Origin of the sequence: [Acidovorax] ebreus TPSY (assembly GCF_000022305.1) — a bacterium.
Lineage (GTDB): Bacteria > Pseudomonadota > Gammaproteobacteria > Burkholderiales > Burkholderiaceae_C > Diaphorobacter > Diaphorobacter nitroreducens.
The window spans coordinates 929,658-944,785 of the sequence record NC_011992.1 but is presented as its reverse complement, the minus strand read 5'-3'; the positions used below and the strand labels follow the sequence as shown (position 1 = coordinate 944,785).

Below are 15,128 nucleotides of genomic sequence, written 5' to 3'. Positions count from 1 at the left end.
CCGGCGCCGCGCCGCTTGCGCCTACACGATGCTGCGCTTTCGCAATCTGGCCAGCGGCAGCACCGGCAACGCCACGCTGGTTGAAGGGCGTAGCGGCGCGCATACCCGGCGCCTGCTCGTGGATTGCGGGCTGGGCATCCGGCAACTGCAATGGCGCCTGGAGGCTGCCGGCACGGCCCCGGCGCAGTTAGATGCCGTCTTCATCACGCATGAGCATTCCGATCATGTGGGCTGCGTGCTGAAGCTCGCCCTGCGCGAACGCATCCCCGTTTGGATGAGCGAGGGCACCTACGACGCCCTAGGGGCACCCGACCTTGACGGCCTGCTGCATGTGGCGTGCGATGGCGTACCCGTCGATATGGGCAGCTTTTGCGCACATCCTTTCAGCGTGCCCCATGACGCACGTGAACCATTGCACTTGCGCTGCAGCGATGGCGCGACGCACATCGGCCTACTGACCGACCTGGGCCATGCGGCAGAAACGGTGGTGGAACGGCTGCAGGGTTGTCACGCGCTGCTGCTCGAAGCCAACCACGACGCCGACCTTCTGGCGTCGGGCGACTATCCCGTGTTCCTGAAACGGCGCATCGCAGGTCCGCGTGGGCACCTTCCCAACCATGTCAGCGCGGACATCCTGCACGCCGTACATCACCCGAATCTGCGACACGTGGTGGCTGCACACCTGAGCGCACGCAACAACCGACCGGATCTCGCGCAATCCGCTCTGGCGCAAGCTGTGGGGTGGCATGCAAGTGACATCGTAGTGGCCGATCCGCGCGAGGGCACTCCCTGGATCGAGGCCAGCTACTGAGCCATTGCCCAAAAAAAGAAAACCCCGACCTTGCGGTACGGGGTTTGCAGAAAGCCCGGCCCTTGGAGGGGCCCGGCATCAGAGTGTTCTTACTTGGCTTCGGAAGCGGCAGCGCCGGTAGCGGCGGCAGCAGCAGCATCAGCAGCCGCCTTGGCGGCATCGGAAGCTGCGTCGGTAGCGGCAGCAGCAGGTGCCTCGACAGACGCTGCGGGCGCGGGAGCAGGTGCGGGCTCAACAGCCGGTGCGGGAGCGGGAGCTTCCACAGGAGCGGGAGCAGGTGCGGGCTCTTCCTTCTTGCCGCAAGCGGCGAGAGCGGCAGCAGCGATCAAAGCAGCCAGAACAACGGAGTTCTTCATTTGGTGTCCTATCAAGGGGAACGATTGTTATCAAACAGCCCAACGCCGCCATCCACGCGGCTAGTCAGGCAGTGGCGCTACGCTTTGCGAAGCAAACGCCGGGGGCAAAACCAGTTCGAAATTATAGAAAGATTTCGTCAATAGTGGATAACACGAATAACTGGCTACCCTTGTTACAAAGAGGGTGAATCCGTCACAGGCCAAGTACGGATGCAGGGAATCCAGGAGTGCTCTTGCGGTCTACCCACTCCTGCAGCGATTCGCGCAGGATGATGCGGCGCTCCGGCTCGGCGCCTGCGACGCCGTTGCACCGCACCGGGTCGTGCCGCTGCAGCGCCCACAGTGGCGACCACAGCGCACTGGGCACATCCTGCGGATCTGCGACGGACGCCTTGCGGCAGACAATGATGTGGTCCCAGCGCACGCGCCACTGCACAAAGCGCGCGTGCCGCCGCACGATTTCATCGAACCCCGCCGCCACCAGCACGAAGCGCCGCCCCGCCCGCGCCCAGTCCTGCAGGGAATCGGCCACGGAGCGCTCCCCCAACGGCCAATCGTGGAAGCTGGCGTCCGATAGGATGAGCTCGGGCCAACCTTCGCGCGCAGCGCATGCCAGGGCATCGCGCACCAGTTGCTGAAATGCCACCCGCCCTTCAAACCGGCCAGCGGGCAGCGATGACTGTGCGTGCGAGATGGCGTCTTCCATGGTTTGTCTCCGGCGGCGACGCGTCAGGCCTGCGCGCCCGCATGGGCCCAGCCTGCCTCGCACCATGCGGACAGCAGCTCCAATGCTTCATCGCTCGCCCGCGCGAGGTCCCGCGAGTCCAGGAGACGCTCGTCGGCCAAGCGACGCATCAGTACCGCATCGCGACCGGCCGCGCGATAGCTTTCGCCGTTGATGAACACATGCCTGTCGTCATACATCATGCGCGTGCGCCGGTCCAGCACCACGCTCTCCAGCATGCCCGCCGGAGACGGCTCGAACCACACGTTGGGCTTGGGTTCGGTCAGAGCCTCGCCCAGTGCGCACTCCAGCGCCTGAGGCTGCTGCAACGCGCGCTGCACCGCCTTGCGTGCGAAGTCTTGCAACGCGGCCGGGATGGCTCCCGGGTTCGCAACAGCGGACTGCTGTGCGTCACGGTAGATGGCCCCCTCCTCGTCGGCCGCCGCCTCCGCCATACGCTGCAGCACCTCATGCGCCAACTGGGCACCATTGGGCGAGCGAAAGCCGATGGAATAGGTCATGCATTCCCCCTCGGCAATGCCATCGTGGGCCCAGCCCGGCGGTAGGTAGAGCATGTCGCCGGGCTCGAGCACATGCTCTTCTTCGGGCTCGAAAGCCGCGAGGATCTTCAGCGGCAACCCGGGGCGCAGCGTCTTGTCCTTTTGCCGGCCGATGCGCCAGCGCCGCCGCCCATGGGCCTGCAGCAGGAAGACGTCGTAGTTGTCGAAATGCGGCCCCACGCCTCCGCCGTCGGTGGCATAGCTGATCATCAGGTCATCAAGCCGCGCCTCCGGCACGAAACGGAACTGCTGTAGCAGCGCGTGCACGGCATCGTTGTGCAGATCCACGCCTTGCACCAGCGCTGTCCAGCGCGGCGTGGCCAGGGACGGCAGGGAGCGGCGTGCCAACGGCCCGTGGCGCAGCACCCATTGGCCGGCCTTATCCTGGATGAAGCGCGACTCCACACCGTCCTGCCCGGCCAGCTCCAGCAGTTCGGCGCGGCTCAGCAGCGGCTTGAAGCCGGGGATGGCCTGGCGCACCAGCAGCGGCTTCTTGTGCCAGTGGCGGCGCATGAACTGCGCCGGGCTCAGGCCCCCGAGCAGGGCCAGCGGTTGTTGAACGTCCATGGAATCAAAATGGCCGCGCGCGCGGCAGGGCAGTGAACTGCGACAATTCTCCTATGGAAATTACCGAACAATGTGTGGTCGCCTTGACCTGGGTCTTGAAAGACACGCTGGGCGAGGAACTGGATGTGCTCGACGATCCCGTGGAATTCCTCGTGGGGGGCGACGACCTGCTGGGCCGCATCGACCAGGCCCTGCAGGGCCATGGCGTCGGCGCCGAACTCTCGCTGCACCTGGAGCCCGAGGAAGCCTTCGGGGACTACCAGGACAAGCTGCTTTTCCTGGAGCCCCGCCAACTGTTTCCCGCGGATATCGAAGAAGGCATGACGTTCGAGGGAACGGCTTTGCCCCAAGGCGTCAACCCCGATGCACCGCGCGACGCGCTGTACACCGTGGCGCAGATCTACCCTGAGCACGTGGTGCTGGACGGCAACCATCCGCTGGCAGGCATCGCACTGCGGCTGCAGCTCAAGGTGCACGCGGTGCGCGAAGCCACGGAGGAAGAAATCGGCCGTGGCACAGCGGGTACGGGGTTCTTCCGCATTCAGCCGCAGGCGCCGGGCAGCGACCTGATCCACTGAACCACGCACTTCTCGACACACAGCCCCAAAAGACGGGCTCCCCTCGGGAGCCCGTTGTGTGTGTGCGGCGCCACCATCGGCGCGTCAATAGTCTTACATGCGCGATATCTGTCCGCCATACAGCCGCACGCGGTCGCCGGTGCGCAAATCGCCTGGCGACGGCACTTCGTACACCCGCTGGCCGCCCCGGTCCAGATTCACCGTGATGCGATAGGCCTCGTAATCGCCGGTGTTATTGCGGCCTTCGATGGCGTTGCCCGCCACCGCGCCACCCACGGCCCCGATGGCGGTGGCCGCCGTGCGGCCGGAGCCCGAGCCAATTTGATTGCCCAGCACGCCGCCCACGACGGCACCCAGGATCGCGCCAGCGCCGGAGGTGCGGTTGCGCGCCTGCAGTCCCTCGATGTAGGCCACGGTGCCGTACTCGGTACCTTGCTGGTTGGGGTAGGTGGTGTATCCCGGCGCCGGTTGGCTGGTGTAGCCGGGCGTCGGATGGTAGTCAGAATAGCGCGGCTGTTCGGCGCAGGCGACCAGTGCGCCAGCCACCAGCGCGGAGCCGGCCAAGGCGATGAAGCGGGAATGAGGACGCATGGAAATCTCCTTGGTTCAACAATGCAAGCATGGCTACATGAAAGCGGCCACCCATTGGGAGATTGAAGCACCGCGGCATCCTCCACGCTGCCGGCCATGCCCGGCGGGCCTCGTAGTGAAGTGCGCTCCGGCCATGTAGGCAGGGGCCGACAGCGGCGCTGGCGCTCAGTGCTTGCCCGTGGAGCCGTAGCCGCCCTCACCGCGCTCGCTGGCCGGAAACTCCTGCACCACGTTGAACTGGGCTTGCACCACCGGCACGATGACCAACTGCGCCAGACGCTCCATGGGTTGCAGGGTGAAGGCCTGGGGGCTGCGGTTCCACGCGCTGACCATGAGTTGCCCCTGGTAGTCGCTGTCGATCAGGCCCACCAGGTTGCCCAGCACGATGCCGTGCTTGTGGCCCAGCCCCGAGCGCGGCAGGATCAGCGCGGCATAGCCCGGGTCCTGAAGGTAGATGGCGATGCCCGTGGGCACCAATTGCCAGGCGTTGGGCTCCAGCGTGAGCGGCGCGTCCAGGCACGCGCGCAGGTCCAGCCCCGCGCTGCCGGGCGTGGCATACGTTGGCAATTGATCCGCCATGCGGGGGTCGAGAATCTTGACGTCGATTTTCATGGGAGCAGAGGTTCAAAGGAATGGTCGCGCGGTGTCACGCCGGCAGCACCGCGGGCCGAACCCGCGATCATCGCCCAACCGGTGCGCCCCTACCCGCTCAAACGGCGGCAAGGCGCCGCGCGATCTCCGCCACGAGCTGATGGCCCAGCGCCTCCTTGGAAGCACGGGGCAGTTCACGATGGCCCTGCGCGTCGACCAGCAGCAGCGCATTGTCGTCCTGCCCGAACGTGGCCGGGCCGATATTGCCCACCAGCAACGGCACGCCCTTGCGCTCGCGCTTGGCGCTGGCATGCTCCAGCAGGTTCTCGCTCTCGGCGGCAAACCCCACACAGTACAGACGGCCAGCGCGCGCGCGCTCGGTGCGCGCCACCGTGGCCAGGATGTCGGGGTTCTCCACAAACTCCAGCGCCGGCACGTCGCCCGTGCCGTCCTTCTTGATCTTGTGCAGCGCAGCAGTGGCGGGACGCCAGTCCGCCACCGCGGCCGTAGCGATGAAAATAGTAGCTTCTCGCGCTTGCTCCTCAACGATTGCAAGCATATTTTGTGCTGAACGCACGTCGATGCGCCGCACGCCCCGCGGGGTGGGCAGATGCACCGGCCCGGCGACCAATGTGACCTGTGCGCCAGCGGCACGCGCCGCGCGGGCAATCGCAAAGCCCATCTTGCCGCTGGACAGGTTGGTGATGCCGCGCACCGGGTCAATGGCCTCGAAGGTGGGGCCTGCGGTAATCAGCACGTGCTGGCCCGTGAGCAACTGGGGGGTAAAGAAGGCCTCCAGTTCCTCCAGAATCTCCGCGGCCTCCAGCATGCGGCCGTCGCCCGTCTCGCCACAGGCCTGGTCGCCAAAGCCCACGCCCAGCACCGTTGCGCCGTCGCGCGCCACCTGGGCCAGGTTGCGCTGTGTGGCCGGGTGGCCCCACATCTCGCGGTTCATAGCGGGCGCCAGTAGCAACGGCACCCGATCCCGGGGCCGTGCCAGACACAGCAGGCTCAATAACTCGTCGGCCCGCCCCTGCACCAGCCGCGCAATGAAGTCCGCGCTGCACGGAGCAATGAGGATCGCGTCCGCCTCGCGGCTCAGGTTGATATGGGGCATGTTGTTCGCCTCGCGCGTATCCCACTGCGAGGTGTACACGCTGCGGCCCGACAGCGCCTGCATGGTCACGGGCGTGATGAACTGCGCGGCCGCTTCGGTCATCACCACCTGTACCGTAGCGCCTGCCTTCACCAGCAGCCGGCACAGTTCCGCCGATTTGTAGCAGGCCACGCCGCCGCTCAAGCCCAGGACAATGTGTTTGCCAGCCAACTGTTCGTTCATGGGGGCGCAATTTAGCAGAGGGCATGGCCCCTGCCACTGCATCCCTGCAGTGGGCTGATTACAATCCCAATTTCCCACCACCATCAAAGACATGACCAAATTCGTCTTCGTCACCGGCGGTGTGGTGTCTTCCCTGGGCAAGGGAATCGCCTCAGCCTCCCTTGCCGCGATCCTCGAATCGCGGGGTCTCAAAGTCACCCTCATCAAGCTCGACCCGTACATCAACGTGGACCCGGGCACCATGTCGCCCTTCCAGCATGGTGAGGTCTTCGTGACCGACGACGGCGCCGAAACCGACCTGGACCTCGGCCACTACGAGCGCTTCATCGAAACGCGCATGAAGCAGGCCAACAATTTCACCACCGGCCGCATCTACCAGAGCGTGCTGGAGAAGGAGCGCCGCGGCGACTACCTTGGCAAGACCGTGCAGGTGATCCCGCACGTGACCAACGAAATCCAGGAGTTCATCAAGCGCGGCGCCGGCATCGGCACGCCAGACGCCGTGGACGTGGCCATCTGCGAGGTGGGCGGCACGGTGGGCGACATCGAGTCGCTGCCCTTCCTGGAGGCGGTGCGCCAGCTCTCGCTGAAGCTGGGCCCGAACAATTCGGCCTTCGTGCACCTGACCTACCTGCCGTGGATCGCCGCGGCCGGCGAACTCAAGACCAAGCCCACGCAGCACACCGTGCAGAAGCTGCGCGAGATCGGCATCCAGCCCGACGCACTGCTGTGCCGCGCGCTGCACGCCGTGCCCGAGGAAGAGAAAGAGAAGATCTCCCTCTTCACCAACGTGGCCGAATGGGGCGTGATCTCCATGTGGGACGTGGACACCATCTACAAGGTGCCGCGCATGCTGCACGAGCAGGGCCTGGACGGACTGATCTGCGACAAGCTGCGCCTGAACACACCGCCCGCCAACCTCAAGCGCTGGGACGACCTGGTGTATGAGACCGAGCACCCGCGCGGCGAGGTGCAGATCGCCATGGTGGGCAAGTACGTGGAACTGTCGGACGCCTACAAGTCCGTCAACGAAGCGCTCAAGCATGCAGGCATGCAAAGCCATGTGCGCGTGAAGATCACCCACCTGGATTCCGAGACCATCACCGACGACAACGCCGCGCAACAGCTGGCGCAGTACGACGCGATCCTGGTGCCCGGCGGCTTCGGCAGCCGCGGTGTGGAGGGCAAGATCTCCACCGCCCGCTATGCCCGCGAGCACAAGGTGCCCTACCTGGGCATCTGTCTGGGCATGCAGGTGGCCACCATCGAATATGCGCGCCATGTGGCGGGCCTGGCGGGCGCCAACTCCACCGAGTTCGACGCACACTGCAAGCACCCCGTGATCGCCCTCATCACCGAGTGGAAGGACGAGGACGGCACCATCAAGACGCGCGATGCCAACTCCGACCTGGGCGGCACCATGCGCCTGGGCGCGCAGTCCTCCGACGTGCAGCCGGGAACGCTGGCCCACAGCATCTACGGCGACGTGGTGACCGAGCGCCACCGCCACCGCTACGAGGCCAACGTGCAGTACCTGGACAAGCTGCGCACCGCCGGCTTGGTGATCTCGGCGCTCACGCAGCGTGAGCACCTGACCGAGATCGTCGAGCTGCCCAAGAGCGTTCACCCCTGGTACATCGGCGTGCAGTTCCACCCCGAGTTCAAGTCCACGCCCTGGAGCGGCCACCCGCTGTTCAACGCCTTCATCAAGGCGGCCGTGGAACACCAGAAGCCAGCGGCGAAAGCCTGATTGGAAGGAAAGCCCATGCAGCTGTGCGGATTCAACGTCGGCCTGGACCAACGCTTCTTCCTGATCGCAGGCACCTGCTCCATTGAGGGCCTGGAGATGTCGCTCGACGTGGCCGGCCAACTCAAGGAGGCCTGCGCGCCGCTAGGCATCCCGCTGATCTACAAGGGCTCGTTCGACAAGGCCAACCGCTCGTCCGGCACCAGCAAGCGCGGTGTCGGCCTGGATGCCGGTTTGAAGATCCTGGACGAAGTGCGCCGCCAGCTGCAGTTGCCCATCCTGACCGATGTGCACGACACCTCGCACGTGGCCGAAGTGGCCAGCGTGGTCGACGTGCTGCAGACCCCGGCCTTCCTGTGCCGCCAGACGGATTTCATCCGTGCCGTGGCGCAAAGCGGCAAGCCGGTGAACATCAAGAAGGGCCAGTTCCTTGCGCCCTGGGACATGAAGAACGTCATCGACAAGGCCCGCGCCGCCGCGCGCGAGGTGGGCCTGTCGGAAGACCGCTTCCTGGCCTGCGAGCGCGGCGTGAGCTTTGGCTACAACAACCTCGTGGCCGACATGACCAGCCTGGCCGAGATGCGCAATTCCGGCGCGCCCGTGGTGTTCGACGTGACCCACTCGGTACAGAAGCCCGGCGGCCTGGGCGCCGTGAGCGGAGGCGCGCGCGACATGGTGCCCGTGCTGGCGCGTGCCGGCGTGGCCGTCGGCGTGGCGGGCCTGTTCATGGAAACGCACCCCAAGCCCGCCGAGGCATGGTCGGACGGCCCCAACGCCGTGCCGCTCAAGCACATGCGCGCGTTGCTTGAAACGCTGGTGGCGCTCGACGACGTGACCAAGAAGAACGGTTTTCTCGAAAACAACTTTGGAGCCTGACACCATGCCCAGCGGCTACATCATCGCCAACGTCCGCGTGACCAACCCCGCGCAGTACGAGGAATACAAGAAGTGGTCCACCGCCGCCTTCGCGGCGCACAACGCCGAGATCTGCGTGCGTGGCGGCCAGGTGGAGGTGATGGAGGGCGACTGGCAGCCCGAGCGTGTGGTGATCGCCAAGTTCCCCAACTTCGAGGCGGCCAAGGCGTTCTACCATTCGCCCGAATACGGCAAGGCCCGTGCGGCGCGCGAGGGCGCGGCCATCATGCGGCTGGTGTGCGTCGAAGGCCTCTGATGCTACACATTTGATAGCTGCCAGCGCTTGATGGAAAAGCGCTAGCGGCCAATTTGATTAAAAACTCCCGCAAAAGGAAACCCATGAGTGCCATCGTTGACATCGTAGGCCGCGAAGTGCTGGACAGCCGCGGCAATCCCACCGTCGAATGCGACGTGCTGCTGGAATCGGGCGTGATGGGCCGCGCGGCCGTGCCCTCGGGCGCGTCCACCGGCTCGCGCGAAGCCATCGAGCTGCGCGACGGCGACAAGGCCCGCTACCTGGGCAAGGGCGTGCTCAAGGCCGTGGAGCACATCAACACCGAGATCAGCGAGGCCGTACTGGGCCTGGACGCCTCCGAGCAGGCCTTCCTGGACAAGACCCTGATCGACCTGGACGGCACCGACAACAAGAGCCGCCTGGGCGCCAACGCCATGCTGGCCGTCTCCATGGCCGTGGCCCGCGCCGCCGCCGAAGAGTCCGGCCTGCCCCTGTACCGCTACCTCGGCGGCATGGGCGGCATGCAGCTGCCCGTGCCGATGATGAACGTCATCAACGGCGGCGCGCACGCCAACAACAGCCTGGACCTGCAGGAGTTCATGATCATCCCCGTGGGCGCGCCGAGCTTCCGCGAGGCCGTGCGCTGGGGCGCCGAGGTGTTCCACGCGCTCAAGAAGATCATCCACGACAAGGGCATGAGCACCGCCGTGGGCGACGAAGGTGGTTTTGCGCCTTCCGTGGAAAACCACGAAGCCGCCATCCAGCTGATCCTGCAGGCGATTGAAGCCGCCGGCTACACCGCGGGCGAGCAGATCGCCCTGGGCCTGGACTGCGCCGCCAGCGAGTTCTACAAGGACGGCCAGTATGTGCTGGAAGGCGAAGGCGGCCTGCGCCTGACCGCCCAGCAGTGGACCGACATGCTCGCCACCTGGTGCGACAAGTACCCCATCATCTCTATCGAAGATGGCATGGCCGAAGGCGACTGGGACGGCTGGAAGACCCTGACCGAGCGCCTGGGCCAGAACGTGCAGTTGGTGGGCGACGACCTGTTCGTGACCAACACCAAGATCCTGAAGGAAGGCATCGACAAGCGCATCGCCAACTCGATCCTCATCAAGATCAACCAGATCGGCACGTTGACCGAGACCTTCGCCGCCATCGAGATGGCCAAGCGCGCCGGCTACACCGCCGTGATCAGCCACCGCTCGGGCGAGACCGAGGACTCGACGATCGCCGACATCGCCGTGGGCACCAACGCCGGCCAGATCAAGACCGGTTCGCTCTCGCGCTCCGACCGCATCGCCAAGTACAACCAGCTGCTGCGCATCGAAGAAGACCTGGGCGACATCGCCTTCTATCCCGGCCGCGCCGCGTTCTACAACCTGCGCTAAGCCCACCCGCACCGCTGCGCCCCGCCATGGGCACACGCATCGTTCCGCTCGCCCTGCTGCTGCTCCTCGTGGGGATCCACGCGCAGCTGTGGACCGGGCGCGGCAGTGTCGGCCATGTAGAGGACATGCGCCGGCAGATCGCCGCCCAGCAGGCGGCGAATGCGCAGGCGCGCCAGGCCAATGAGCGCCTGGCCGCCGAAGTGCAGGACCTGAAGGACGGCCTGGAGATGGTCGAGGAAAAGGCGCGCAGCGAACTGGGCATGGTCAAACCCGGCGAGATCTACGTGCACGTCACGCCGGCCCGCAAGTGAGCCCCTCGCCCGGCCCCGTGCCCGGCGCTGCAATGGCGCGCATCGCCATCCTGGGCGCGCACACGCCCGCCTGCACCGCCTTACGCGACGGCATCGCTCAGCACTGTCCCGCGCTCGCAGTCGCGGCGGCCGGCCCCGATCTGCCAGCCCTGCCAGCGGACCTCACGCTGCTGTGCGCACTGGACCTTCCCGATGCACATGAACTGCAGTTGCGCGCCGCGCTGGCCCAAGCCGGCACGGCCTACCAGGTGCTGTACGGGCCGCCAGCGGCGCAACTTCGCAACGCACTAAACGCTATCGATTTAATAGCTACTCACGCTTATCCATCAAACGTTGAGGCCGAATTGGAGTCGGAACCCAGCCGTCCTCGGCTGCGCGCTTGGGGTTGCGAAGAATGCGTGGAGCCCCAGTGCGAGCACCGGCTGTTCACCGCGCTGCGCGGCCTGGGTGCAGGGGCGTGAGGCGGACGCTTCACGCTCGTTGAAGCGCGACCGCCTGCAGCGCCGCGGCGCGCAGGCTGGCTCGCGAAAGCCGCCCAGAGCGGCCGCCTGGATCACTGCATGCGCGACGGCGCGGGCGGCTGCTTGTGCGGATCGGTGAACAGCTGCGCGGCATCCACCGGGTCGAAGTGGTACTGCTGGCCGCAGTATTCGCAGCCGACCTCAATGTTGCCACGCTCCTCCAGGATGCTCTCGACCTCTTCCGTGCCCAGGCTGCGCAGCATGTTGCCCACACGCTCGCGGCTGCAGGAGCACGCGAAGCGCGGGCCGCTATCGCCCTGCTGAGGCGCAAAGCGCAGCAGTTTTTCCTCCCAGAACAAGCGGCGCAGGATGGTGTCCACGTCCAGCGTGAGCAGCTCCTCGCGCGTGAGGCTGCTCGCCAGCGTGGCGATACGGTTGTAGTCCTCGTTGCGGCCGATCTGGTCCTCGTCCTCGCGCCCATGGCCGCCGGCCAGGTTGGCCTCGCCCTTCAGGGGCATGCGCTGGATCAGCACGCCCGCGGCCACCTGGTCGTTGGCAGCCAGCACCAGGGTGGTATCAAGCTGCTCGGACTGCAGCATGTAGTGCTGCAGCACGTCGCTGAGCTTGTGCAGCTTTTCCTGGTGGTCGCCATACAGCGGCACCACACCCTGGTAGGGCTGCTGGCCGGGCAGACGGTCCTTGGGGTCCAGCGTGATGGCGCAGCGCCCGCCGCCGCCCACGTTCACCATGTCCGGCAGGCCCGCGTTCGCGGGCAGTTCGCCCGACACCGACGCGGTGGCGCGCAGGCTCAGGTCGGACTGCACCTCGGCCACGGCCAGCTTGACCGGGCCGTCACCAAAGACCTGCAGCACCAGCGCGCCGTTGAACTTGATGTTCGACTGCATCAGCACGCCGGCGGCGGCCATCTCACCCAGCAGCTCGCTCACGGGCGCGGGGTATGGCCCCGTTTCGGTGTTGGCCGCGCGGCGGCGCAGCAGCTCTGTCCAGGCCTCGGTCAGGCGCACGATCATGCCGCGCACGGGCAGGCCATCAAACAAAAACTTGTGCAGTTCGGACACGCTGTATTTCCAGTCAATCAACGGCCGGGCTATTACCCCAGCTTGCGCAGACCCGCCTTGAAGCGGCGCGCGTTTTCCATGTAATGCCGCGCACTCTGGCGCAGCCCTTCGATCTGCTCGGGCGTGAGCTGGCGCACCACCTTGGCCGGACTGCCCAGGATCATCGATCCGTCGGGAAATTCCTTGCCTTCGGTGACCAGCGAGCCGGCGCCCACCAGGCAGTTGCGGCCGATCTTCGCGCCGTTGAGCACGATGGCGCCAATGCCGATCAGTGATTCATCCCCGACGGTGCAGCCATGCAGCATGACCTGGTGGCCCACGGTGACGCGCTCACCGATCACCAGCGGCTGGCCGATGTCGGCGTGCAGCACGCTCGCGTCCTGCACGTTGGTGCCCGCGCCGATGGTGATGCACGCCGTGTCGCCACGCACCACGGTGCCGAACCACACGCTGGCGTCCCCGCCCAGCACCACGTCGCCCATCACCTGGCCACTGTCGGCCACCCAGGCCGATGCGGCCACCTGCGGCGCCACGCCGTCGAGTTCATAGATCGCCATCGCTTGTTTGTCTCCGTTGTTTGTGTAGGGGGAACCTAGAATTGTAGGGATGGAGCTTCGCCAACGTGCCCTGGAGGTCTTGCGCCTCTGCGACCCTGAAGAAAAATCGGCCGCAGCGCTGGATATGTATGCGCAAGCAGCTCGCATTTCAATAGCGACAGAAACGCGTCTCACCGCCCCGCCCGCCGACACCCTGCCCGGCCGCCCCGCGCGGCCGCAGCTGCTGCACCACACCGCCGTGGCACGCCGCTCGCCCGCCACGCCCGAGGGGCGCGCGGTGCTGATCCACGCCATCGCCCATATCGAGTTCAACGCCATCAACCTCGCGCTGGACGCCATCTGGCGCTTTGCGGGCATGCCCGAGACGTTCTACCGCGACTGGCTGCGCGTGGCGGCCGAGGAGGCGAAGCACTTTCGCCTGCTGCGTGACCACCTGCGCCGGCAACTGCACCATGACTATGGCGACTTTCCCGCGCACCAGGGCCTGTGGAGCATGTGCGAGAAGACGGCCGACGACATCGTGGCGCGCATAGCCCTGGTGCCGCGCACCCTGGAGGCGCGCGGACTGGACGCCACGCCGCTGATCCAGCACAAGCTGCGCCAGGTCGGTACACCGGACGCGCTGGCCGCCGTGGCGATCCTGGACACCATCCTGCGCGAGGAAGTGGGCCACGTGGCCATCGGCAACCACTGGTACGGCTGGCTGTGCACGCGTGACGGACTGGACCCCGTGGCGCACTACGCCGCGCTGGTCCAGCGTTACGAAGCCCCCCGCCCGAAGCCGCCGCTGAACGAGGCGGCACGCCGCGCCGCCGGTTTCAGCGAGGCGGAGATGCGCTGGCTGCAGCACGGCTGAATCGCCTCCATCCGCACTGCCATCCCCGAGCCAGCGGGGGTTCTTCCCTACAATGCCAGCAGCGATACGCCACGCCGCTGCCGCCAGCCCTCGCGCCTGCGGCGGCATCCGCATCGCCCGGTATCCCGCACACGCCCAGGCATTCCATGACGAACCCCACACCTCCCGCTTCTCCGCCGGCGGCCGGCGCCTCCCAGGCTGGCAGCACCGGCTCCATGATCGCCCGGCAGGCCATCATGAACGGCCAGCAGGCGGTCGTCGGCTACGAACTCTTCAACCGCTCGCGCTCCACCGTCGGCCACACGGCCGCCAGCGATGTGATCCTGGTCTTCACCGCGCTGTCGCATGCGGGCACCGAAGAGCTGGTGGGCAAGATGCTGATTTTCGTGAACTGCACCCACGAAAGCCTGACGGGCGGGCACCTGGAACTGGTGAACCCCGACAAGGTGGTGCTGGAGATCCCTCCGCTGGGCCACGTGGCCGCGGCCGAAGTGCATGCGCGGCTTCCCATCCTGCAGGCGCTGCGCAGCCGCGGCTTTCACCTCGCCTTCAACCACACGGTGCTGGAATCCACCTACGCGCCCTGGCTGCCGCTGGCCGACTACATCAAACTCGACATGTCGGTGCTTGCGCGCGACCAGCTCGCGGTGCTGATCAACTACGCGGGGCGCCATTCCCAGGCCGAACTGATCGCGGAAAAGCTCGAAACCGCGCAACAGTACGACATGGTGTCGTCCATGGGCGTGGAAATGTTCCAGGGCTACTGGTTCTCGCGTCCCACGCTGGTGGAGGCCAAACTGCTCACCCCCGGCCAGGCGAGCATCGTGCAGCTGCTCAACCTGGTGCGCAGCCAGGCCAGCACCGACGAGATCGAAGAGGTTCTCAAAAAGGATGCTGGGCTGGCCTTCAACCTGATGCGCCTGATCAACTCCGCGGGGCTGGGCATGACGCGCGAGATCACCTCCTTTCGCCAGGCGGTGCTGCTGCTGGGACTCAAGAAGCTGTTCCGCTGGGCCGCCCTGCTGCTCACGGCGGTGCGCAGCGGCGGTACGCCCCCGGCCGTGGGACAGACGGCCGTGGTGCGCGGCCGCCTCATGGAACTGCTGGCCCAGGAATTTCTGCCCGCCGAAGAAGCCGACCAGGCGTTCGTGATCGGCATCTTCTCCATGCTGGACCAGATGCTCGGCATGCCGCTGGCCTCCGCCGTGGGGCTGCTCAACCTGCCCGAAGAGCTATCCACCGCCCTGCTACAACGCAGCAACGTGTACGGCCAGCTGCTGACACTGGCCGAAGCCTGCGAGACCAGCGACGACCACACCTTCGACCAGATCGCCCAATCGCTCCACCTGACGAACCAGCAGATCAACTGGGCCCACTTGCAAGCCCTGGCCTGGGCGGACCAGATGGCGCCCGCCTGAGCCACTGCCGCGCCGACCTCCTAGAATCCAACGAACTTCCC

18 protein-coding genes are annotated in these 15,128 nt (G+C 66.3%); 10 read left to right on the top strand and 8 right to left on the bottom strand.

The window, feature by feature from the left end:
- The first annotated feature begins 28 nt into the window (after positions 1-28).
- Complete coding sequence (locus DTPSY_RS04590; RefSeq protein WP_015912653.1) at positions 29-811, top strand: MBL fold metallo-hydrolase; 783 nt, start codon at positions 29-31, stop codon at positions 809-811.
- A gap of 89 nt (positions 812-900) precedes the next feature.
- Here the strand turns inward: DTPSY_RS04590 and DTPSY_RS17875 are convergent, their stop codons facing one another.
- The 3 genes from DTPSY_RS17875 to DTPSY_RS04575 form a co-directional block, all read right to left on the bottom strand.
- The gene (locus DTPSY_RS17875) at positions 901-1,167 is read right to left on the bottom strand and encodes a hypothetical protein (RefSeq protein ID WP_041835919.1); all 267 of its coding nucleotides are present in this window, start codon (positions 1,165-1,167) and stop codon (positions 901-903) included.
- A 193-nt stretch (positions 1,168-1,360) separates the two neighbouring features.
- Entirely contained in the window at positions 1,361-1,873 is a 513-nt protein-coding gene (locus tag DTPSY_RS04580) for a hypothetical protein (protein WP_015912652.1), read from the bottom strand.
- Between the two features lie 23 nt (positions 1,874-1,896).
- Positions 1,897-3,018 (bottom strand): cupin domain-containing protein, encoded by a 1,122-nt coding sequence (locus DTPSY_RS04575; protein WP_015912651.1) that lies wholly within the window; start codon positions 3,016-3,018, stop codon positions 1,897-1,899.
- Positions 3,019-3,071: 53 nt separating this feature from the next.
- Here DTPSY_RS04575 and DTPSY_RS04570 point away from each other — a divergent pair, with 53 nt between their 5' ends.
- Complete coding sequence (locus DTPSY_RS04570; RefSeq protein ID WP_015912650.1) at positions 3,072-3,596, top strand: FKBP-type peptidyl-prolyl cis-trans isomerase; 525 nt, start codon at positions 3,072-3,074, stop codon at positions 3,594-3,596.
- Between the two features lie 93 nt (positions 3,597-3,689).
- On the opposite strand, the gene DTPSY_RS04565 is transcribed toward DTPSY_RS04570, so the two are convergent.
- The 3 genes from DTPSY_RS04565 to coaBC all read right to left on the bottom strand — a co-directional run bounded on the left by DTPSY_RS04565 (position 3,690) and on the right by coaBC (position 6,117).
- On the bottom strand, positions 3,690-4,187 hold the full coding sequence (locus DTPSY_RS04565; protein ID WP_015912649.1) for an outer membrane lipoprotein: 498 nt from the start codon (positions 4,185-4,187) through the stop codon (positions 3,690-3,692).
- A 165-nt stretch (positions 4,188-4,352) separates the two neighbouring features.
- A complete protein-coding gene (gene dut, locus DTPSY_RS04560; protein ID WP_015912648.1) occupies positions 4,353-4,799 on the bottom strand; it encodes a dUTP diphosphatase in 447 nt (148 codons plus the stop codon).
- 97 nt (positions 4,800-4,896) lie between these two features.
- Positions 4,897-6,117, bottom strand: coding sequence for a bifunctional phosphopantothenoylcysteine decarboxylase/phosphopantothenate--cysteine ligase CoaBC (gene coaBC, locus DTPSY_RS04555; protein WP_015912647.1), 1,221 nt, complete (start codon positions 6,115-6,117; stop codon positions 4,897-4,899).
- Positions 6,118-6,208: 91 nt separating this feature from the next.
- On the opposite strand from coaBC, the gene pyrG reads away from it, so the two are divergent.
- From pyrG to DTPSY_RS17870, 6 genes are all read left to right on the top strand, one after another.
- Positions 6,209-7,867, top strand: coding sequence for a CTP synthase (pyrG, locus tag DTPSY_RS04550; RefSeq protein WP_015912646.1), 1,659 nt, complete (start codon positions 6,209-6,211; stop codon positions 7,865-7,867).
- Positions 7,868-7,882: 15 nt separating this feature from the next.
- Positions 7,883-8,740, top strand: coding sequence for a 3-deoxy-8-phosphooctulonate synthase (gene kdsA, locus DTPSY_RS04545; RefSeq protein ID WP_015912645.1), 858 nt, complete (start codon positions 7,883-7,885; stop codon positions 8,738-8,740).
- 4 nt (positions 8,741-8,744) lie between these two features.
- Positions 8,745-9,035 carry a DUF1330 domain-containing protein gene (locus tag DTPSY_RS04540; protein WP_015912644.1) on the top strand — a complete coding sequence of 97 codons (291 nt, stop codon included), beginning with the start codon at positions 8,745-8,747 and terminating at the stop codon, positions 9,033-9,035.
- Positions 9,036-9,118: 83 nt separating this feature from the next.
- Positions 9,119-10,405 carry a phosphopyruvate hydratase gene (gene eno / locus DTPSY_RS04535; RefSeq protein WP_015912643.1) on the top strand — a complete coding sequence of 429 codons (1,287 nt, stop codon included), beginning with the start codon at positions 9,119-9,121 and terminating at the stop codon, positions 10,403-10,405.
- 26 nt (positions 10,406-10,431) lie between these two features.
- A complete protein-coding gene (locus DTPSY_RS04530; RefSeq protein WP_011804436.1) occupies positions 10,432-10,716 on the top strand; it encodes a septum formation initiator family protein in 285 nt (94 codons plus the stop codon).
- Positions 10,713-11,177: a hypothetical protein gene (locus tag DTPSY_RS17870; protein ID WP_148215358.1), complete on the top strand. Its 465-nt coding sequence runs from the start codon at positions 10,713-10,715 to the stop codon at positions 11,175-11,177. Before DTPSY_RS04530 ends, DTPSY_RS17870 begins: the two co-directional genes overlap by 4 nt.
- A 92-nt stretch (positions 11,178-11,269) precedes the next feature.
- Here the strand turns inward: DTPSY_RS17870 and hslO are convergent, their stop codons facing one another.
- On the bottom strand, positions 11,270-12,256 hold the full coding sequence (gene hslO, locus DTPSY_RS04520; protein WP_041838962.1) for an Hsp33 family molecular chaperone HslO: 987 nt from the start codon (positions 12,254-12,256) through the stop codon (positions 11,270-11,272).
- Positions 12,257-12,288: 32 nt separating this feature from the next.
- Positions 12,289-12,813 carry a gamma carbonic anhydrase family protein gene (locus tag DTPSY_RS04515; protein ID WP_015912640.1) on the bottom strand — a complete coding sequence of 175 codons (525 nt, stop codon included), beginning with the start codon at positions 12,811-12,813 and terminating at the stop codon, positions 12,289-12,291.
- A gap of 49 nt (positions 12,814-12,862) precedes the next feature.
- Here DTPSY_RS04515 and DTPSY_RS04510 point away from each other — a divergent pair, with 49 nt between their 5' ends.
- On the top strand, positions 12,863-13,669 hold the full coding sequence (locus tag DTPSY_RS04510; RefSeq protein WP_015912639.1) for a ferritin-like domain-containing protein: 807 nt from the start codon (positions 12,863-12,865) through the stop codon (positions 13,667-13,669).
- A 146-nt stretch (positions 13,670-13,815) separates the two neighbouring features.
- Complete coding sequence (locus DTPSY_RS04505; protein ID WP_015912638.1) at positions 13,816-15,087, top strand: EAL and HDOD domain-containing protein; 1,272 nt, start codon at positions 13,816-13,818, stop codon at positions 15,085-15,087.
- The last annotated feature ends 41 nt before the right edge of the window (positions 15,088-15,128 follow it).